Origin of the sequence: Pseudomonas sp. MONT-RG-20F-20-E-7-02 (assembly GCF_022662395.1) — a bacterium.
GTDB lineage: Bacteria > Pseudomonadota > Gammaproteobacteria > Pseudomonadales > Pseudomonadaceae > Aquipseudomonas.
This window is the reverse complement of sequence record NZ_JAKNQN010000003.1, coordinates 554,523-572,024: the sequence shown is the minus strand read 5'-3', so window position 1 is coordinate 572,024 and position 17,502 is coordinate 554,523. Positions and strand designations below refer to the sequence as shown.

Here is a 17,502-nt window from a genome sequence, read left to right as displayed (position 1 = left end):
CGGCATTCCCACGCAGAGCGTGGGAACGATCAGCGATCAGTGGTTTTAGCGGGGGACGAGGTCCAGGCACACCGAGTTGATGCAGTAACGCAGGCCCGTCGGCGGCGGGCCGTCCGGGAACACGTGGCCCAGGTGCGCATCGCATTTGGCGCAGGTGACTTCGGTACGGATCATGCCGTGGCTGACGTCGCGGATCTCGATCATCGCGCTGTCGGCAATCGGCGCGTAGAAGCTCGGCCAGCCGCAGCCGGAATCAAACTTGGTAGTGGAATCGAACAGCGGTTCATTGCAGCAGATGCAGTGATAAACGCCGTCGGTCTTGGTTTCGTTGTACTTGCCGCTGAAAGGCCGCTCGGTGCCCTTGAGACGACAAACCTGGTACTGCTCCGGGTCGAGCATGGCCTTCCATTCATCAACGGTTTTCTGCAACTTTTCCATCGGTACACCTCGGCAACTGAAAAAGCCTGATCTGTGTCTTTTCCATGGATCAGGCGGCACGTATGATTGCGCCTCTTCAAAACGCCAGTCTGGCACCCGCGCTATCGGCATTCAAACGTATTTATGGATGCAGGCCTCGCAGGATTCGCAGTACGGTAGTGTCCACGCCGTCTGGATCGTTCATTTTCAGGATCACATCGCCATGCAGGTCAGCAAATCGAACAAGCTCGCCAACGTCTGCTACGACATTCGCGGCCCGGTGCTCAAGCACGCCAAACGCCTGGAAGAGGAAGGCCATCGCATCCTCAAGCTGAACATTGGCAACCCGGCGCCCTTTGGTTTCGAAGCGCCGGACGAAATCCTCCAGGACGTGATCCGCAACCTGCCGACCGCCCAGGGCTACAGCGATTCCAAGGGCCTGTTCAGCGCGCGCAAGGCCGTGATGCAGTACTACCAGCAGAAGCAGGTGGAAGGTGTCGGCATCGAAGACATCTACCTGGGCAATGGTGTGTCCGAGCTGATCGTGATGTCCATGCAGGCCCTCCTCAACAATGGCGACGAAGTGCTGGTGCCGGCGCCTGACTACCCGCTGTGGACCGCCGCCGTGACCCTGGCCGGTGGCCACCCGGTGCACTACCTGTGCGACGAAGGCGCCGACTGGTTCCCGGACCTGGCCGACATCAAGGCCAAGATCACCCCGAACACCAAGGCTTTGGTGATCATCAACCCGAACAACCCGACCGGCGCCGTGTACTCCAGGGAAGTCCTGCTGGGCATGCTGGAACTGGCGCGCCAGCACAACCTGGTGGTGTTCTCCGACGAGATCTACGACAAGATCCTCTACGATGACGCCGTGCACGTGTGCACCGCCTCGCTGGCGCCGGACCTGCTGTGCCTGACGTTCAACGGCCTGTCCAAGTCCTACCGCGTGGCGGGTTTCCGCTCCGGCTGGATCGCCATTTCGGGCCCCAAGCACAACGCCCAGAGCTATATCGAAGGCATCGACATGCTGGCCAATATGCGCCTGTGCGCCAACGTGCCGAGCCAGCACGCGATCCAGACCGCACTCGGCGGCTATCAGAGCATCAACGACCTGGTATTGCCCCAGGGCCGCCTGCTGGAACAGCGCAACCGCACTTGGGAACTGCTCAACGCGATCCCGGGTGTCAGCTGCGTAAAACCCATGGGCGCGCTGTACGCCTTCCCGCGGATCGACCCGAAAGTCTGCCCGATCTTCAACGACGAGAAGTTCGTGCTCGACCTGCTGCTGTCGGAAAAACTGCTGGTGGTGCAAGGAACGGCGTTCAACTGGCCGTGGCCGGATCACTTCCGCGTGGTGACGTTGCCGCGGGTGGATGACCTGGACATGGCCATTGGTCGCATCGGCAACTTCCTCAAGTCCTATCGCCAGTAGTGCAAATGACGCTGTACGACCGACAATCGGTCGTACAGCGAGTATCTGGCAACACTTCTCTGCGCGACGCTCCTCTTCCCTTGCCGCTGTACACCACGGACCGGTCAACCCCCGCAATTACAGGGGACAAAGGCGTGACTGCAGCGTTCGCAGCTGGCTTTACCGGTCGGAAAATCCTTTCAAGGCTCTACATTCGCGCTGTAGGACACAGTTTGAAATAGTCGCTCGGTTGAATCACCCCTGGCCGCACCTTATATACCCCGCAGTACGCGACATATTAAGCATGAGGAGAACTCTACAACCATGATGCGCATCCTGCTGTTCTTGGCCACTAACCTGGCGGTCGTGCTGATTGCCAGCATTACCCTGAGCCTTTTCGGCTTCAACGGGTTCATGGCGGCCAACGGGGTTGATCTGAACCTCAATCAGCTGCTGGTTTTCTGTGCAGTCTTTGGTTTTGCCGGTTCGATCTTCTCGCTATTCATCTCCAAGTGGATGGCGAAAATGAGCACCAGCACCCAGGTCATCACCCAGCCCCGCACCCGGCATGAACAATGGTTGCTGCAAACCGTTGAGCAACTGTCACGCGAGGCCGGCATCAAGATGCCTGAGGTCGGGATCTTCCCGGCCTATGAAGCCAACGCCTTTGCCACCGGCTGGAACAAGAACGACGCGCTCGTCGCGGTCAGCCAGGGCATGCTGGAACGCTTCTCTTACGACGAAGTGAAGGCGGTACTGGCCCACGAGATCGGCCACGTGGCCAACGGCGACATGGTCACCCTGGCGCTGGTACAGGGCGTGGTGAACACCTTCGTGATGTTCTTTGCGCGGATCATCGGCAACTTTGTCGACAAGGTGATCTTCAAGAACGAAGGCGGCCGCGGCATTGCCTACTTCGTGGCGACCATCTTCGCCGAAGTGGTACTGGGCTTCCTGGCCAGCGCAATCACCATGTGGTTCTCGCGCAAACGCGAGTTCCGCGCAGACGAAGCCGGTGCCCGCCTGGCCGGTACCGGGGCGATGATTGCAGCGCTGCAACACCTGCGCTCCGAGCAAGGCCTGCCGGTGCACATGCCGGACAGCCTGACGGCGTTTGGTATCAACGGTGGCATCAAGCAAGGCTTTGCACGCATGTTCATGAGCCACCCGCCGCTGGAAGAGCGGATTGACGCACTGCGTCGTCGGGGCTGATAGCCAGGCAGTAACACGAGAAGGGGCGATTTGATCGCCCCTTTTTTGTGGGCGCCTGAATCGTCATCGCGGGCAAGCCCGGCTCCCACAGGGATCTTGCGCGAACGGCACGGTCAATGTGGGAGCCGGGCTTGCCCGCGATGGCGATATCAGGGTCAATACTTTGCCAGTTGGTAAACACGCTCCTCCAACCGCGTGACGCCGTCCTGCACAAACTTCCAACTCTCGCCCAGGATGTCTTGTTCCTCCAACACCTGCGCAGCCCAGTGTGATTCGAGCAATACCCTGACCTCTTCATCGGTTACCGCAAAGGGCGGGCCGGCCTTCTGCGTCTGGTCGTAGTCGAGGGTGATCAGCAAACCCCGGCAGCCTGGGCGCAATACACTATTGAGATGCCCGGCATACTGCGCCCGCATCAACGGCGGTAATGCGATCAATGCCGCACGGTCGTAGAGCGCGGCGCAATCGGCAACCGCGTCGGCGTCCAAGGCAAAGAAGTCACCGCACCACAGTTCGATCTGATCGGCCTGGTACACCTTGAACACGCCCCGCTGGCTGACCCTGGGCACGAGCCCTTGCTCGCTGAAAAACGCCTCCACCGCCTGCTCAGACAGCTCCACCCCCAGCACGCGATACCCGGCACTTGCCAGCCACATCAGGTCCAGGCTTTTGCCACACAGCGGCACCAGCACCTTCGCCCCGTCGGCCAGCGCCAGTTTCGGCCAGTGACGCTGCAGGCAGGGGTTGACCTCGGGCAGATGAAAACCGATCTGGTTGCGGGCCCAGCGCTCTTGCCAAAACTTAGGCTCCATAAAATCACCCTGAAAATTCGATCAAAAGGCGCTAAAACTTATATTAGATTTAGATCAATGATCTGATTGAAGATGGGCCCATGTTAACGCTCAGGACCCCACTTATGTTCCCCAGCCTGTTTATCTCCCACGGTTCGCCCATGCTCGCCCTGCAACCCGGCGCCAGCGGCCCGGCATTGCGGCGCCTGGCGGCCGAACTGCCACGGCCCAAGGCAATTGTGGTGGTGTCGGCGCATTGGGAAAGCCATGAGTTACTGGTCAGCGGCAGTGCCGCTCCGCAAACCTGGCACGACTTCGGCGGCTTCCCCCGCGAGCTGTTTGCCGTGCAATACCCTGCGCCGGGCAACCCGACATTGGCGAATGAAATTGTCGAGCTGCTCGACGCCGATGGCCTGGCTGCGCGAATCGATGAGCGCCGCCCCTTCGACCACGGCACCTGGGTGCCGCTGTCGCTGATGTACCCGGCAGCGGATATTCCCGTGGTCCAGGTGTCGTTGCCCAGCCGCATGGGCCCTGCCCTGCAGACCCGCGTCGGGCATGCGCTCGCCAGCCTGCGCGAACAAGGCGTGCTGTTGATCGGCTCCGGCAGCATCACCCATAACCTGGGGGAACTGAACTGGCAGGCCGGGCCTGAAAGCATCGAGCCTTGGGCGCGGGATTTTCGTGATTGGGTGGTGGATAAACTCGCCGCTAACGATGAAACGGCCTTGCACGATTACCGTCGCCAGGCGCCCCATGCGGTGCGCAGCCATCCCAGTGACGAGCATCTGCTGCCGCTGTACTTTGCGCGCGGCGCTGGTGGTGATTTCAGCGTGGCGCATCAGGGGTTCACCATGGGTGCGCTCGGGATGGACATCTACCGCTTCGGCTGACACAGATCTAAATGTGGGATCGAGTGTTGACCCAAACCTGAATGCAAGACAAAAAAAATCCCCGAACCAGTCGGGGATTTTTTATGTGCGATCAATCAGCCCAAAGGCGGATCAATCTTCGCGGTAGCGACGCAGCTTCAGCTGCTTACCGGCAACGCGTGTGTCTTTCAGCTTGGCCAGCAGTTTTTCCAGACCGTCTTCCGGCAGCTCCACCAGGGAGAAGCTGTCACGGACCTGGATGCGACCGATGGCTTCACGTGCCAGGCCACCCTCGTTGAGGATAGCGCCCAGCAGGTTCTTGGCAGCGATGCCATCACGCGCGCCCAGCGCGGTACGGCAGCGAGCACGGCCTTCGGCCAATGGAACCGGAGCACGACGCTCACGATCACCACGGTCTGGACGGTCGCCAGTACGCTCTGGACGATCACCGCGTGGCGCGTTGTTCGGTACCAGTGGGCGTTCTTTCTCGATGGCTGCCAGGGTCAGGGCCTGACCGTTGGTAGCTTTGCGCAGCAGGGCTGCAGCCAGGGCACGCGGGGTGCAACCGATATCGGCGGTCAGGCGGTCCAGCAGGTCGCCGTGGGTCGATTCAGCGTCAGCCACCAGCGGCGACAAGCTGTTGGTCAGTTTCTTGATGCGGGCATCGAGAACAGCCTGGGCATCCGGCAGGCGGACTTCGGCGACTTTCTGACCGGTTACACGCTCGATCACTTGCAGCATGCGGCGCTCACGTGGAGTCACCAGCAGCAGTGCACGACCTTCGCGACCAGCACGGCCGGTACGGCCGATACGGTGAACGTAGGACTCTGGATCGTAAGGCATGTCAACGTTGAACACGTGGGTGATACGTGGAACGTCGAGGCCACGAGCCGCAACGTCGGTCGCCACAACGATGTCCAGACGGCCATCCTTGAGGGAGTCGATCACGCGCTCACGTTGGTTCTGGGCGATGTCACCGTTCAGCGCAGCGGCTTTGTAGCCTTTGGCTTCCAGGGCACTGGCCAGGTCCAGGGTCGCTTGCTTGGTGCGTACGAACATGATCAGGGCGTCGAAGTCTTCGACTTCCAGCAGGCTCAATACAGCCGAGGTCTTCTGGTCAGCGTGAACCAACAGGTGAGCCTGTTCGATCGCGGTAACGGTCTGAGTCTTGGTCTGGATCTTCACGTGTTGCGGATCGCGCAGGTGGCGTTCGGCAATGGCACGGATCGACTGTGGCAGGGTGGCCGAGAACAGTACGGTTTGACGGGTCGGTGGCAGCGCCTTGAAGATGACTTCCAGGTCATCCATAAAGCCCAGCTTCAACATTTCGTCAGCTTCGTCCAGAACCAGGTGGTTCACGGTCGACAGGACTTTCTCGTCACGACGCAGGTGGTCGCACAGACGGCCCGGAGTGGCGACAACGATCTGTGCGCCGTTACGGATTGCTTTCAGTTGTGGGCCCATAGGCGCGCCGCCGTAAACGGCCACAACGGTTACGCCTGGCATTTGCTTGGCGTAGGTTTCAAAAGCGGTTGCTACTTGCAGCGCCAACTCACGGGTTGGCGCCAGGATCAGGGCTTGCGGCTCGCGCTTGGCAGGATCGATGCAGTGCAGGATAGGCAGGGCGAACGCGGCGGTTTTACCGGTACCGGTTTGCGCCTGGCCAATCATGTCCTGGCCGGCCATGATGATCGGGATCGATTGCTGCTGAATAGCCGAAGGTTCTTCGTAGCCGGTCGCGATGACGGCAGCAAGAATATTCGGGTTAAGATTAAAAGCGGCGAAGCCGCCGGTTTCCTGGGTCATGGGTCTGCCTCTAAGTGCATCCGCAAAGACCCATGCTCCAAAGCTGCGCATGCCGTGTTGAGACTCAAGAGTCGCCCTGGCTGCTTTGTCGGCGGGGATTTGCGAAAACGAATGAATGAAAAAGATTCGTCAAGGAAGAGTCCGCTGTGCGGACGTGCAGCCGAAGCTGACTTCGGGGAATTGCGCTACCTAAACGCGGCCCGGTTAAAGGCCGGCGCGCACTATACCGGAAATACCTGAAAAAGGGAGCTTTTTTTATCGTAAAGCGCTGATATACCGCGCTGTGTCACAGTCTTTGCAGAGAGCCGTGCCAGGGTCTATTTTTCAAAGGCCCGGCCCTGCTGGTCATAACGCTTAAACGGTTCACCCAACGCTTAAGACCTTTGGTCTGAAACCTACCCACGCCCTGAGGGCACACTCGATGAATCAAGCCAGCAGCAGTCGCGTCAGCCGTGCACTTCAAGGCCATGTCATGCTGCTGGGCCTGGACCGGGTGGCCAAGCGCAACGCCTTTGACCTGGATTTGCTCAATGAACTGAGCCTGGCCTATGGCGAATTTGATCGAAACGACGACGCGCGGGTGGCCGTGGTGTTTGCCCACGGCGACCACTTCACCGCCGGGCTGGACCTGGCGAATGTCAGCGGGGTGATGTCGGGCGGCTGGCAGCCACCGTTGGGCGGCTGCGACCCGTGGGGCGTGTTCGCCGGGCCCAGGGTGAGCAAACCGGTAATCGTTGCGGCCCAGGGTTACTGCCTGACCATCGGCATCGAGTTGATGCTGGCGGCGGACATCAATATTTGCGCGAGCAACACGCGCTTTGCGCAGATGGAAGTCCAGCGCGGGATCTTTCCGTTTGGCGGTGCGACGCTGCGCTTTCATCAGGTGGCCGGCTGGGGCAATGCGATGCGCTGGTTGCTTACCGGCGATGAATTTGATGCGCACGAGGCGCTGCGGCTGGGGTTGGTGCAGGAAGTGATGGCCAGTGAAGACTTGCTGCCCCGCGCCATCGAGCTGGCCAACCGCATTGCCCGCCAGGCGCCGCTTGGGGTGCAGGCGACGTTGATGTCGGCGCGCCTGGCGCGGATGGAGGGTGAGGCTGTTGCGGCGGCCGGGTTGCAGGGGGTGGTGGAGAAATTGCTCAACAGTGAAGATGCCAAAGAGGGCGTGCGAGCAATGATTGAGAAGCGGCCGGGGGTGTTCAAGGGGATTTGAGCTGGCAATGCGGGCCTTTTCGCGGGCAAGCCCGCTCCCACAGGGGAATGCATTTCAACAGGTGAACACACTTCAACTGTGGGAGCCGGGCTTGCCCGCGATGGCGCCAGAACAGGCAACTAAGTCGCCGGCCGAATCGCCTTGATCAACGCCTGCAACGAGTACCCCAACCGCGGCGCCAAGGCTTCGGCCCGCGCCGAAAGCGCATCAATGTCCAGCTCCTGATCCAGCTCCGAAGGCACCAGCAAAATCACATTGCCCTCCTTCACCGGCAGTTCCCAGTAATGGCGGTGATACAACCCGCGCAATAACGCCGCACCCAGCGGTTTGCCATCGTCGGTCGCCCACTGGTTGATCACCAGCCAGCCGCCGGGGTTGAGTTTCTTCTGGCAGTTTTCCAGGAAGGTCCAGGCCAGATGGCCGACGCCCGGGCCGACATCCGTGTACAGGTCGACGAAAATCAGGTCGGCCGACTCGGCGGTATCCAACAGTTGCAGCGCGTCGCCAATGCGGATGTACAGGCGCGGGTCGTCATCCAGCCCCAGGTATTCGATGGCCAGGCGCGGCACCTCCGGGCGCAGCTCAATGGCTTCGACATCTTCCAGCGGCAGGAACTTGAGGCACGCCTGGGTCAGCGTGCCGGCCCCCAGGCCGAGGAACAGCGCGCTCTCAGGTTGCTCATGGCACAACGCACCAATCAGCATCGCACGGGTGTAGTCGTACTCCAGCCAGCTCGGGTCGGCGGTAAATACGCAGCTTTGCTCGATGGCATCGCCAAACTCGAGAAAGCGGTAATCGGCCACTTCGAGCACGCGGATCATGCCGAAATCATCATGGACTTCGGCCAGCAGGCGCTCGACACGCTCCTCGGTCATCACTACTCCTAAAGGGTTTACCGCACGGCAAAGGCGCGATTGTCGGCCAACCGGCGGCAACAGGTCACGCACTAATTGCTGATAACATTGGCGCCCGACCGTCAATCACCCAATCGAGTTCATGATGAGCCAACCCTGGAGCCCCGACAGCTGGCGCGCCCTGCCGATCCAGCAACAACCCCAGTACCCGGACGCTGCACACTTGCTGCAAGTGGAGCAGAACCTGGCCAGCTACCCGCCGCTGGTGTTTGCCGGGGAAGCCCGCGAGTTGCGCCGTCAGTTTGCCGAAGTGACCCAGGGCCGCGCGTTCCTGCTGCAGGGCGGCGATTGTGCCGAGAGCTTTGCCGAGTTCTCGGCGGCAAAAATCCGCGACACCTTCAAGGTGCTGCTGCAGATGGCCATCGTGATGACCTTCGCTGCCGGCTGCCCGGTGGTGAAAGTCGGGCGCATGGCCGGCCAGTTCGCCAAGCCACGCTCGGCCAACGATGAAACCATCGACGGCGTCACCCTGCCCGCCTACCGCGGTGACATCGTCAACGGCATCGGCTTCGACATGAAAAGCCGCGTGCCGGACCCGGACCGCCTGCTGCAGTCCTATCACCAGTCCACCGCCACGCTCAATTTGCTGCGCGCGTTTGCCCAGGGCGGTTTTGCCGACCTGCACCAAGTGCACAAGTGGAACCTGGACTTCATTGCCAACTCCGCGCTGGCCGAAAAATACAGCCAACTGGCCGACCGCATCGACGAGACCCTGGCGTTCATGCGTGCCTGCGGCATGGACGATTCACCCCAGCTGCGCGAAACCAGCTTCTTTACCGCCCACGAGGCGCTGTTGCTCAACTACGAGCAAGCCTTCGTGCGCCGCGACAGCCTGACCAACGACTACTACGATTGCTCGGCCCACATGCTCTGGATCGGCGACCGTACCCGTCAGCTGGACGGCGCCCATGTTGAATTCCTGCGCGGGGTCAATAACCCGATCGGCGTCAAGGTCGGCCCGAGCATGAACCCCGACGACCTGATCCGCTTGATCGACATTCTCAACCCGGACAACGACCCCGGCCGCCTCAACCTGATCGCGCGCATGGGCGCCGGCAAGGTTGGCGACCATCTGCCCAACCTGATCCGCGCTGTGCAACGCGAGGGCAAGCAGGTGCTGTGGAGCAGCGACCCGATGCATGGCAACACCATCAAGGCCAGCAGCGGCTACAAGACGCGCGACTTTGCGCAGATTCTTGGCGAGGTGAAAGAGTTCTTCCAGGTGCATCAGGCCGAAGGTTCGTATGCCGGCGGGATTCATATCGAGATGACCGGGCAGAACGTCACCGAGTGCATCGGCGGCGCGCGGCCGATCACCGAGGACGGTTTGTCGGACCGCTACCACACCCATTGCGACCCACGGATGAATGCCGATCAGTCGCTGGAGCTGGCGTTCCTGATTGCCGAGACCTTGAAGCAGGTCAAGCGCTAAAACGTTGAGTCGACTGGGCCGACGCCATCGCGGGCAAGCCCGGCTCCCACAGGGAAATGCATTCCAACTGTGGGAGCCGGGCTTGCCCGCGATGGCGCCCTAAAGGCCTATACCCAAGTTGAGCATCGCTACTCTCAACCGAGCAGCACTGGGCCGCCGGCAATTAAGTTGGACCTGCCCCAGCCCCAGCCCCAGCCAACTGGCCATCTGCGCCAGGTTCAAGGCCAACGCCTGCATGCCTTCCCCATCCAACCCCAGCTCTTCTTCGTGCACCGCATGCACCGCCAGGCAGCCATTGGCGCGTTCGGCGCGCAAGTCCACGCGCGCGGCGATGCGCTCGTTGTGCAAAAACGGCAGCACGTAATAGCCGTACACCCGCTTGTCTTGCGGGGTGTAGATCTCCAGCCGATAACGGAAGTCGAACAGCCGCTCGGTACGGCTGCGCTCCCAGATCAGCGAGTCGAACGGCGACAGCAAGGCGCTGGCCGGCACCTTGCGCGGTACTTTCGGATCGGGCAGGCAGAATGCCGGCGCTTTCCAGCCCTGCACCTGGCAGGCCAGCAATTGACCGTCCTCGACCAGTTCGGCCAAGCGGCTGCGGCTGTCGGCGGGGTCAAGGCGGAAGTAGTCACGCAGGTCTTTTTCCGTCCCCACGCCCAGCGCGGTCGCACTGTGCAGCAGCAAGCCACGCTGGGCCTCGGCTTCACTTAACAAGGGTTGTTGAAGGATCTCGCCGGGAATCACTCGCTCGGGTAAGTCATAAAGCCGCTCAAACCCACGCCGCCCCGCCACGGTGACCAACCCGGCGGCAAACAGCCACTCCAGCGCGTGCTTTTCGTCACTCCAATCCCACCACGGGCCCGCGCGCTCCTCACGGGTCGACAAACTGCCTGCGCCCAATGCGCCGCGCGCCTCGACGGTCTGCAATACGCGCTCAATAGTGGCCTGCTGCTCACGGCCAAAACGCGCCATCTGCGAATAAATCCCCTGCCCCAGTTTCGCCCGTTCCATGCGCCAGCGCATCAACGGGTACAACGCCATAGGCAGCAGTGAAGCCTCATGGCCCCAATACTCAAACAGCGAGCGCCGTCGCCCCTGGCTCCAGGCGGCTTGCTCAAGAATCAACGGGGAGTAATGGCCAAGGCGCGAAAACAGCGGCAGGTAATGCGAGCGCACCACCGCATTGACGGAGTCGATCTGCAACACACCCAAACGCTCAATCAGCCGGTTGAGGTGCGCGGCCTTGACCTGTGCCGGCGCCTGGCGCCCGGAGAACCCCTGGGCCGACAGCGCCAGGCGTCGCGCTTGCTTGAGTGAAAAAGACAGGTCGGCGGGCATGGGTCTCTCCGGATGGGCTCGCCGACCACCCTACTGCATCCTGGGTCATTTTCGCAGCGGGTCTTGCCAGAAATGCAGGTGACGATCCTGCTCGACATCGCCGCGATTCAGCCCGATGTCCTTGAGCGCCTCATCGCTCAAGCTCGCCAGTGTCTGACGCTCCTCATGCAACGCCTGCCAGCGCGCAATCGTGTGAAACAGCCCGGAAAACGGACGTTTCGCCATCAACACAAAACCTTTCTGACCTTTCATCTTCTCGCCCTCCAGTGGGGATGACGAGAGTGTGTGCCTGGCCTTATGATCAATCCAACGAATGTTTCTTATGCAATACATCTCGGAGATTGATCAATTGTCCGGCTACCCCAGCATCGACACTGAAGTGCTGCGCACCTTCGTCGCCATCGCCGATCAGGGCGGCTTTACCCGCGCCGGTGAACTGGTCAACCGCACGCAATCGGCGGTGAGCATGCAGATGAAGCGCCTGGAAGAAGACGTGCTGCAACGCAAGCTGTTCGAGCGCGACGGGCGCCAGGTGCGGCTGACGCCGGAAGGCCAGGTGTTGCTCGGTTATGCGCGGCGCATCCTGAAACTGCACAGCGAGGTGTTCAACACCCTGCGCGAACCGCACATGGTCGGATTGGTGCGCATCGGCACGCCGGATGACTACGTGATGCGCTTTCTGCCGGGGATTCTCAAGCGGTTTTCCAAGGCCTACCCGCTGATCCAGATCGAAATGCACTGCGAGGCATCCACCGTGTTGATGCAGCGGCGGGACTTGGCATTAACGGTTATCAGCCGTGAACCCGGCAGTGAAATCGGCGAGTTATTGCGCACTGATCGTATGGTGTGGGTCGCCTCGTCGTGCTTCTGCGTGGACGAGCATGAAGCCTTGCCTCTGGCGGTTTCCGGCGCTGACTGCCTTTACACGAATTGGGCGCGGGCGGCCCTGGACGCAGCCGGGCGCGAATACCGCCTGGCGTATCACAGCTCCAACGTGGCAGCGATTCAGGCGGTGGTCAACGCAGGCCTTGCCGTCATGATCAGCATGGAAAGCCTGGTCACTGAAGACCTGCGAGTACTGGGCAGCGACGAAGGCTTTCCGGCGTTGCCGTCGATGAGCCTGCGGCTGCTGCGTAACCCGTCCATGAACTCGCCCATCACCGATTGCCTGGCGGAGTACATCCTCGAAGGCTTCAGACTTTAAACGTCAGCATCACCGCGCAGATCGCCAGGAAAGCGCAGAACAGGCCGCGCAACACGCGCTCGGGCAAGGCGTGGGCGACTTTTACACCCCAGCTGATACTCAGCAGGCCGCCAACGGCCAGGGGCACGCCGATCATCCAGTCGACTTCGTGGTGCCAGGCATAGGTGACCAATGTCACGCTGGTGCTGGGCAACGCCAAGGCCAACGACAAACCTTGCGCGACCACTTGGGTGGTGCCGAAAAGGCTGGTCAGCACCGGCGTGGCGACCACCGCGCCGCCTACGCCAAACAAACCGCCCATGGAGCCGGACGCCGCGCCCAGCACCCCGAGCCATGGCCAGGAATAGCGCATCTCGGCCGTCGGCGGCGCGTTGCGGGTGAACATGCGCACCAGGTTGTACGCCGAAAGCGTCAGCAAAAACGCGATAAAGCCCACGCGCATGGCGCCGGCATCCAGGCCGACCGCCCAGATCGAACCGAGCCAGGCGAAGCTGAAGCCCATGACGCCCAATGGCAACGCGTGGCGCAGTTCGATGCGATTGCGCTGGTGATAACGCCACAGCGCCAGCATCACATTAGGCACCACCATCACCAGAGCGGTGCCTTGAGCGAGTTGCTGATCGAGGCCGAACAACACGCCCAGCACCGGGATTGCAATCAGCCCGCCGCCAATGCCGAACAGGCCGCCGACCGTGCCCAAGGCCGCGCCTAATAACAGATACATCGCTAAATCCAACACCGCTCTCACTCCAAAACCCCAGGCCTTGCATGCTACGCAGTCGGCTCTGGCGCGGAAACGCACAGCAACGCACAATGGCTGTGCCAATCTCGCATAAGCGCGCCTATGAACCCCAATACCCTGACCGATCAACTGAGCCTGTTTCTGGATGTGCTGGAGACCGGCAGTTTTTCCGCCGCCGCCCGCCGTCATCCGCTGACGCCTTCGGCAGTGGCGCGGCGGATCGACAGCCTGGAAAGTTCGGTCGGCAGCCGCCTGTTCCAGCGCAGCACCCACGCGGTGGTGCCGACACCGGCAGGCCTGGCCTTCGCCGAGCGGGCGCGGCGCATTGTCGGCGAGTTGCAACTGGCACGGGCCGAGGCGGTGTCGTTGAGCCATGCGCCGGAGGGCTTGATTCGCGTGGACGCGCCGGCGGCGTTTGGTCGACGGCATCTGGCGCCGGTGATCGCCGATTTTCTGAATGTGTACCCGGGGCTGGACGTGCACCTGCACCTGATCGACAGCTTTGTCGATATGCAGGGCGCGCACTTGGGCAAGGTCGACCTGGTGCTGCGCGCCGGGCATATCGTCGACACGCGGTTGATTGCCACGCCGCTGGCCAGCATCGTGCGAATCGCTTGCGCCAGCCCGGCCTATCTCAAAAGCCGAGGCACGCCGACGCATCCGCGCGAGTTGAGCGAACACGACGGCCTCGACTGGGACGGCCTGGCGCCAATGTTCGCCTGGCGCTTCGAGCTGGATGGGCGCCGCGCCACCTATCGCCCGCAGCGCATTCGCATGAGTGCCAATAACGCCGAAGCGCTGCTCTCGGGCGCACTCGCCGGGCTGGGTATCGCGCACCTGCCCACCTGGCTTGCCAGTGAATACCTGGTGCGCGGCGAACTGTTGCCGCTGTTTTGCGAAGATGGGCTACCCAGCCCGGAAACCAGCGGCATCTACGCGTTGCGCCTGGAGCAACAGGCAAATGCGCGTAGTCGGTTGTTGCTGGAATACTTGAAGTCACGTTTCAGCCCGGTGCCGCCGTGGGATCTGGCGCTGCAAAGCGGTTTGGTCTGACCGCGCAGACAGAATTATCTGGCGCATTAAAGGTTTGACCGCTAGATTCCAGCCCATACACGCTTTTTCGAGGCACCGTCATGAGCAAAAACCCCGATCCTTGCGAATCCTTGATGCTGGATAACCAGCTGTGTTTCGCCCTGCACTCCACTTCGCTGCTGATGACCAAGGTCTACAAGCCACTGCTGCAAGCCCTCGGCCTGACCTATCCGCAGTACCTGGCCATGATGGTGTTGTGGGAAGAGGATGGCTTGACCGTCGGCGAAATCAGCAGCCGCCTGCTGACCGACCCGGGCTCACTGACGCCGCTGCTCAAGCGCCTGGAAGCCGAAGGTCTGCTCAGCCGCACCCGCAGCCGCGAGGATGAGCGTGTGGTGGTGGTGGAATTGACCCAGGCAGGCCGTGCGCTGCAGGAAAAAGCCATGGGCATTCCGCAGTGCATCCTCGGCGCCAGCGGGCTGCAACTGGAGCAGTTGCGCAAATTGCAGGGGGATTTGATTGCCTTGCGGGGCAATCTGCAAAACGCAATTTGAAGGCATTTACGCAGTATAAATGTGGGAGCGGGCTTGCCTGCGATCGCGGTCCATCAGTCATGAATAGAGTGGCTGACATACCGCCATCGCAGGCAAGCCAGCTCCCACATTTGTTTGTGTGGTGTGTCAGGGAATTCTCTTTGGGAAACATTTTTATAAATTTATCTTGCGCGCTAAACATTAGCGCTATACATTCATCCCACCAACTACTTAGCGCACAAACATTTAGCGCTAGCAAACCAAGAGGAAGACCCCATGCAAACGCTCTATACCGCAGTAGCTACCGCCACCGGCGGCCGTGATGGTCGTGCTGTTTCCAGCGACAACATCCTCGACGTCAAACTCTCCACCCCTAAAGAATTGGGTGGTGCCGGTGGCCAGGCCACCAACCCTGAACAACTGTTTGCTGCTGGCTACTCGGCCTGCTTTATCGGCGCACTGAAATTCGTCGCCAGCCAGACCAAACGCAAAATCCCGGATGACGCTTCGATCACTGCCCACGTCGGCATCGGTCAAATCCCCGGTGGTTTCGGCCTGGATATCGACCTGAACATCAACTTGCCGGGCCTGGATCAAGACGACGCGCAAAGCCTGGTCGACGCCGCCCACCAAGTTTGCCCGTACTCCAACGCCACCCGTGGCAACGTCGATGTGCGCCTGCACGTGACGGTCTGATTAACAAACGCCCACAAAAAAGCCCGACGCAAGGTCGGGCTTTTTTTCGTATCGGCGAGGCCAGAATTACTTCTTGGCGCGACCTTTGTACGAACCGCCTTCGCGGGTGTCGATCTCGATCAGGTCGTCGATTTCGATGAAATCGGCCACTTGCAGTTCGGTACCGTTAGCCAGCTTGGCAGGCTTCATGACTTTGCCGGAAGTGTCGCCGCGAGCGGAACCTTCGGTGTAGGCAACCTTACGCACGATGGTGGTCGGCAGCTCTACGGAAACCAGGCGATCTTCGAAGAAGATCGCTTCGCAGACGTCTTCCATGCCTTCTTCAACGAACGGCAGAACGGCTTCGATGTCTTCAGCGTTCAGCTCGTACATGGTGTAGTCGGTGGTGTCCATGAACGTGTAGGTGTCGCCGCTGATGAAGGACAGGGTCGCTTCTTTGCGGTCGAGGATCACGTCGTCCAGTTTGTCATCGGCGCTGTAGACGATCTCGGTCTTGTAACCGGTCAGCAGGTTCTTCAGCTTGGTCTTCATGATTGCGCTGTTACGACCAGACTTGGTGAACTCAGCTTTCTGAACCAGCCAAGGGTCGTTTTCGAGACGGATCACTGTACCGGGTTTCAGTTCTTTACCAGTTTTCATTGCATATATCCGAAATTTGGATGGGATTTACAAAATTCAAGGTGGCGTATCATATCCAACTTTCATAAAACTTCACCAGCGCCGTCGCAAGATCCGCCTGCAAGCCTTGTTCCAGACACCACGAATCGGCGTTGCGGCACACCTCTGGCCAGTGCTCCAGCAGCATTTTCCACGGTTGTGCCATATCGCCATCAGCGTTCCAGGCCTGCCAGAGTGCAACCACTGCCGCTTTGGCGGCTGGCGATAAGGCGGCGGTGTACAGCTCCAGGAAGGCATCGAGCTTGTCCAGGTGGATGTCTTCGTCCTGGCGATAGATGTGCCACAGCAACGGGCGTCCCGCCCATTGCGCGCGCACGAACGAGTCTTCACCGCGCACCGCATTGAATTCGCAGCACCACAGCAGGCGGTCATATTGTTCCTGGCGCACGAACGGCAGCACCTGCACGGTCAGGGCGTCGCGCTGATGCAGATCTCCCACGGCCAGCCCGTCTACACCGAGCCAGCGCTGCACATCGCCGAGGATGCGCCCTTCCGGCACCAACAGATGAGTGGCACGCCCGTCCGTCGCCAGCACGTCGAGCCAACTGGCGAGCCCGGCATTTTCGTAGGCGAACAACGACATCAAACGCACACCCGCTGCTGGAAATACGCCGAGCGCCTGTAGGAATTGTTGCTGTACTGCCGGGTCCTGCTGAAACGCCTGACGCTGCTCCAGCAACCCGCCTTCGCGCAAAAGCCCGCCAGTCCCCGGACGAAAGCCCGGAAAAAAGAAGTACTTCTGCACGCCCTTGAACTTCACCGACGGCAGGCGATGGCAACCCACCACCCAGTCCTCAGCACTGAGGTAATCCAGGTTCATCCACAAGGGTGTGCGTTCGCACGCGGCCATGGCTTCCATATAGTCTGGCGGCAACTGGCAGGCGAACGCGGCGATCACCACATCGGCCGAGGGCGTGTCGCGCCATTGCGCCGGCCAATGGCACACCTCCACACCTTCCTGCCACTGCTGGTCCAGCCGCACATCAATCTCTGGGCACAGGCGTTCGAAGGCGCGCAGGTCGTCGACCCACAGACGCACCTCACACGCGTGCTCCACCACCAATTGCCGGGCCAGGCGCCAGGTCACGCCGATGTCGCCGTAGTTGTCGACGACGCTGCAAAAAATATCCCAGCGGGCTTTCATTCCGGGCTCCAACGCTCAAAGGCTCGATTGTCCGCATAAATGCGTCGATGCAGAAGGCTTGATC

General features: G+C 60.9%; 18 protein-coding genes. 9 read left to right on the top strand and 9 right to left on the bottom strand.

Annotated features, from left to right (window positions below; genetic code table 11):
• Positions 1-45 precede the first annotated feature (45 nt).
• Complete coding sequence (gene msrB, locus L8I05_RS11775; RefSeq protein ID WP_159955030.1) at positions 46-438, bottom strand: peptide-methionine (R)-S-oxide reductase MsrB; 393 nt, start codon at positions 436-438, stop codon at positions 46-48.
• A 202-nt stretch (positions 439-640) separates the two neighbouring features.
• Here msrB and L8I05_RS11770 point away from each other — a divergent pair, with 202 nt between their 5' ends.
• Both L8I05_RS11770 and htpX read left to right on the top strand, forming a co-directional pair.
• A complete protein-coding gene (locus tag L8I05_RS11770; RefSeq protein ID WP_242169079.1) occupies positions 641-1,852 on the top strand; it encodes a pyridoxal phosphate-dependent aminotransferase in 1,212 nt (403 codons plus the stop codon).
• 303 nt (positions 1,853-2,155) lie between these two features.
• Positions 2,156-3,043, top strand: a complete 888-nt coding sequence (htpX, locus tag L8I05_RS11765; RefSeq protein WP_159955029.1) for a protease HtpX — start codon at positions 2,156-2,158, stop codon at positions 3,041-3,043.
• Positions 3,044-3,198: 155 nt separating this feature from the next.
• Here the strand turns inward: htpX and L8I05_RS11760 are convergent, their stop codons facing one another.
• Positions 3,199-3,855: a thiopurine S-methyltransferase gene (locus L8I05_RS11760; RefSeq protein ID WP_242169077.1), complete on the bottom strand. Its 657-nt coding sequence runs from the start codon at positions 3,853-3,855 to the stop codon at positions 3,199-3,201.
• 104 nt (positions 3,856-3,959) lie between these two features.
• Between L8I05_RS11760 and L8I05_RS11755 the strand changes: the two genes are divergently transcribed.
• Positions 3,960-4,727, top strand: coding sequence for a class III extradiol ring-cleavage dioxygenase (locus tag L8I05_RS11755; RefSeq protein ID WP_242169076.1), 768 nt, complete (start codon positions 3,960-3,962; stop codon positions 4,725-4,727).
• A gap of 111 nt (positions 4,728-4,838) precedes the next feature.
• Here the strand turns inward: L8I05_RS11755 and L8I05_RS11750 are convergent, their stop codons facing one another.
• On the bottom strand, positions 4,839-6,512 hold the full coding sequence (locus L8I05_RS11750; RefSeq protein WP_017136163.1) for a DEAD/DEAH box helicase: 1,674 nt from the start codon (positions 6,510-6,512) through the stop codon (positions 4,839-4,841).
• Positions 6,513-6,933: 421 nt separating this feature from the next.
• Between L8I05_RS11750 and L8I05_RS11745 the strand changes: the two genes are divergently transcribed.
• Positions 6,934-7,725 carry a crotonase/enoyl-CoA hydratase family protein gene (locus L8I05_RS11745; RefSeq protein ID WP_242169074.1) on the top strand — a complete coding sequence of 264 codons (792 nt, stop codon included), beginning with the start codon at positions 6,934-6,936 and terminating at the stop codon, positions 7,723-7,725.
• A 119-nt stretch (positions 7,726-7,844) separates the two neighbouring features.
• On the opposite strand, the gene L8I05_RS11740 is transcribed toward L8I05_RS11745, so the two are convergent.
• On the bottom strand, positions 7,845-8,600 hold the full coding sequence (locus L8I05_RS11740; protein WP_242169072.1) for a spermidine synthase: 756 nt from the start codon (positions 8,598-8,600) through the stop codon (positions 7,845-7,847).
• A gap of 124 nt (positions 8,601-8,724) precedes the next feature.
• Between L8I05_RS11740 and L8I05_RS11735 the strand changes: the two genes are divergently transcribed.
• The gene (locus tag L8I05_RS11735) at positions 8,725-10,071 is read left to right on the top strand and encodes a 3-deoxy-7-phosphoheptulonate synthase class II (protein WP_159955023.1); all 1,347 of its coding nucleotides are present in this window, start codon (positions 8,725-8,727) and stop codon (positions 10,069-10,071) included.
• Between the two features lie 99 nt (positions 10,072-10,170).
• Here the strand turns inward: L8I05_RS11735 and L8I05_RS11730 are convergent, their stop codons facing one another.
• Together L8I05_RS11730 and L8I05_RS11725 are read right to left on the bottom strand one after the other, a co-directional pair.
• Positions 10,171-11,409, bottom strand: coding sequence for a winged helix-turn-helix domain-containing protein (locus L8I05_RS11730; protein ID WP_242169070.1), 1,239 nt, complete (start codon positions 11,407-11,409; stop codon positions 10,171-10,173).
• A gap of 45 nt (positions 11,410-11,454) precedes the next feature.
• On the bottom strand, positions 11,455-11,661 hold the full coding sequence (locus L8I05_RS11725; RefSeq protein ID WP_242169067.1) for a DUF1127 domain-containing protein: 207 nt from the start codon (positions 11,659-11,661) through the stop codon (positions 11,455-11,457).
• Between the two features lie 70 nt (positions 11,662-11,731).
• Between L8I05_RS11725 and L8I05_RS11720 the strand changes: the two genes are divergently transcribed.
• Positions 11,732-12,613, top strand: a complete 882-nt coding sequence (locus L8I05_RS11720; protein ID WP_242169065.1) for a LysR family transcriptional regulator — start codon at positions 11,732-11,734, stop codon at positions 12,611-12,613.
• On the opposite strand, the gene L8I05_RS11715 is transcribed toward L8I05_RS11720, so the two are convergent.
• Complete coding sequence (locus tag L8I05_RS11715) at positions 12,603-13,352, bottom strand: sulfite exporter TauE/SafE family protein (protein ID WP_242169063.1); 750 nt, start codon at positions 13,350-13,352, stop codon at positions 12,603-12,605. The two genes, L8I05_RS11720 and L8I05_RS11715, sit on opposite strands and share 11 nt — an antisense overlap.
• Positions 13,353-13,457: 105 nt before the next feature.
• Here L8I05_RS11715 and L8I05_RS11710 point away from each other — a divergent pair, with 105 nt between their 5' ends.
• From L8I05_RS11710 to L8I05_RS11700, 3 genes are all read left to right on the top strand, one after another.
• Positions 13,458-14,408 (top strand): LysR family transcriptional regulator, encoded by a 951-nt coding sequence (locus tag L8I05_RS11710; RefSeq protein ID WP_159955018.1) that lies wholly within the window; start codon positions 13,458-13,460, stop codon positions 14,406-14,408.
• An 80-nt stretch (positions 14,409-14,488) separates the two neighbouring features.
• Positions 14,489-14,941: a MarR family transcriptional regulator gene (locus L8I05_RS11705; RefSeq protein WP_177015998.1), complete on the top strand. Its 453-nt coding sequence runs from the start codon at positions 14,489-14,491 to the stop codon at positions 14,939-14,941.
• A 255-nt stretch (positions 14,942-15,196) separates the two neighbouring features.
• Positions 15,197-15,616: an organic hydroperoxide resistance protein gene (locus L8I05_RS11700; protein WP_159955016.1), complete on the top strand. Its 420-nt coding sequence runs from the start codon at positions 15,197-15,199 to the stop codon at positions 15,614-15,616.
• A 66-nt stretch (positions 15,617-15,682) separates the two neighbouring features.
• Here L8I05_RS11700 and L8I05_RS11695 read toward each other — a convergent pair whose 3' ends face one another.
• Positions 15,683-16,255 carry an elongation factor P gene (locus tag L8I05_RS11695; protein ID WP_003218698.1) on the bottom strand — a complete coding sequence of 191 codons (573 nt, stop codon included), beginning with the start codon at positions 16,253-16,255 and terminating at the stop codon, positions 15,683-15,685.
• Between the two features lie 49 nt (positions 16,256-16,304).
• A complete protein-coding gene (earP, locus tag L8I05_RS11690) occupies positions 16,305-17,438 on the bottom strand; it encodes an elongation factor P maturation arginine rhamnosyltransferase EarP (protein WP_242169061.1) in 1,134 nt (377 codons plus the stop codon).
• Positions 17,439-17,502: the final 64 nt, after the last annotated feature.

Coding starts and splice junctions, on each gene's coding strand:
- msrB (WP_159955030.1), bottom strand. CDS start 438: ATGGAAAAGTTGCAGAAAACCGTTGATGAATGGAAGGCCATGCTCGAC.
- L8I05_RS11770 (WP_242169079.1), top strand. CDS start 641: ATGCAGGTCAGCAAATCGAACAAGCTCGCCAACGTCTGCTACGACATT.
- htpX (WP_159955029.1), top strand. CDS start 2,156: ATGATGCGCATCCTGCTGTTCTTGGCCACTAACCTGGCGGTCGTGCTG.
- L8I05_RS11760 (WP_242169077.1), bottom strand. CDS start 3,855: ATGGAGCCTAAGTTTTGGCAAGAGCGCTGGGCCCGCAACCAGATCGGT.
- L8I05_RS11755 (WP_242169076.1), top strand. CDS start 3,960: ATGTTCCCCAGCCTGTTTATCTCCCACGGTTCGCCCATGCTCGCCCTG.
- L8I05_RS11750 (WP_017136163.1), bottom strand. CDS start 6,512: ATGACCCAGGAAACCGGCGGCTTCGCCGCTTTTAATCTTAACCCGAAT.
- L8I05_RS11745 (WP_242169074.1), top strand. CDS start 6,934: ATGAATCAAGCCAGCAGCAGTCGCGTCAGCCGTGCACTTCAAGGCCAT.
- L8I05_RS11740 (WP_242169072.1), bottom strand. CDS start 8,600: ATGACCGAGGAGCGTGTCGAGCGCCTGCTGGCCGAAGTCCATGATGAT.
- L8I05_RS11735 (WP_159955023.1), top strand. CDS start 8,725: ATGAGCCAACCCTGGAGCCCCGACAGCTGGCGCGCCCTGCCGATCCAG.
- L8I05_RS11730 (WP_242169070.1), bottom strand. CDS start 11,409: ATGCCCGCCGACCTGTCTTTTTCACTCAAGCAAGCGCGACGCCTGGCG.
- L8I05_RS11725 (WP_242169067.1), bottom strand. CDS start 11,661: ATGAAAGGTCAGAAAGGTTTTGTGTTGATGGCGAAACGTCCGTTTTCC.
- L8I05_RS11720 (WP_242169065.1), top strand. CDS start 11,732: ATGCAATACATCTCGGAGATTGATCAATTGTCCGGCTACCCCAGCATC.
- L8I05_RS11710 (WP_159955018.1), top strand. CDS start 13,458: ATGAACCCCAATACCCTGACCGATCAACTGAGCCTGTTTCTGGATGTG.
- L8I05_RS11705 (WP_177015998.1), top strand. CDS start 14,489: ATGAGCAAAAACCCCGATCCTTGCGAATCCTTGATGCTGGATAACCAG.
- L8I05_RS11700 (WP_159955016.1), top strand. CDS start 15,197: ATGCAAACGCTCTATACCGCAGTAGCTACCGCCACCGGCGGCCGTGAT.
- L8I05_RS11695 (WP_003218698.1), bottom strand. CDS start 16,255: ATGAAAACTGGTAAAGAACTGAAACCCGGTACAGTGATCCGTCTCGAA.
- earP (WP_242169061.1), bottom strand. CDS start 17,438: ATGAAAGCCCGCTGGGATATTTTTTGCAGCGTCGTCGACAACTACGGC.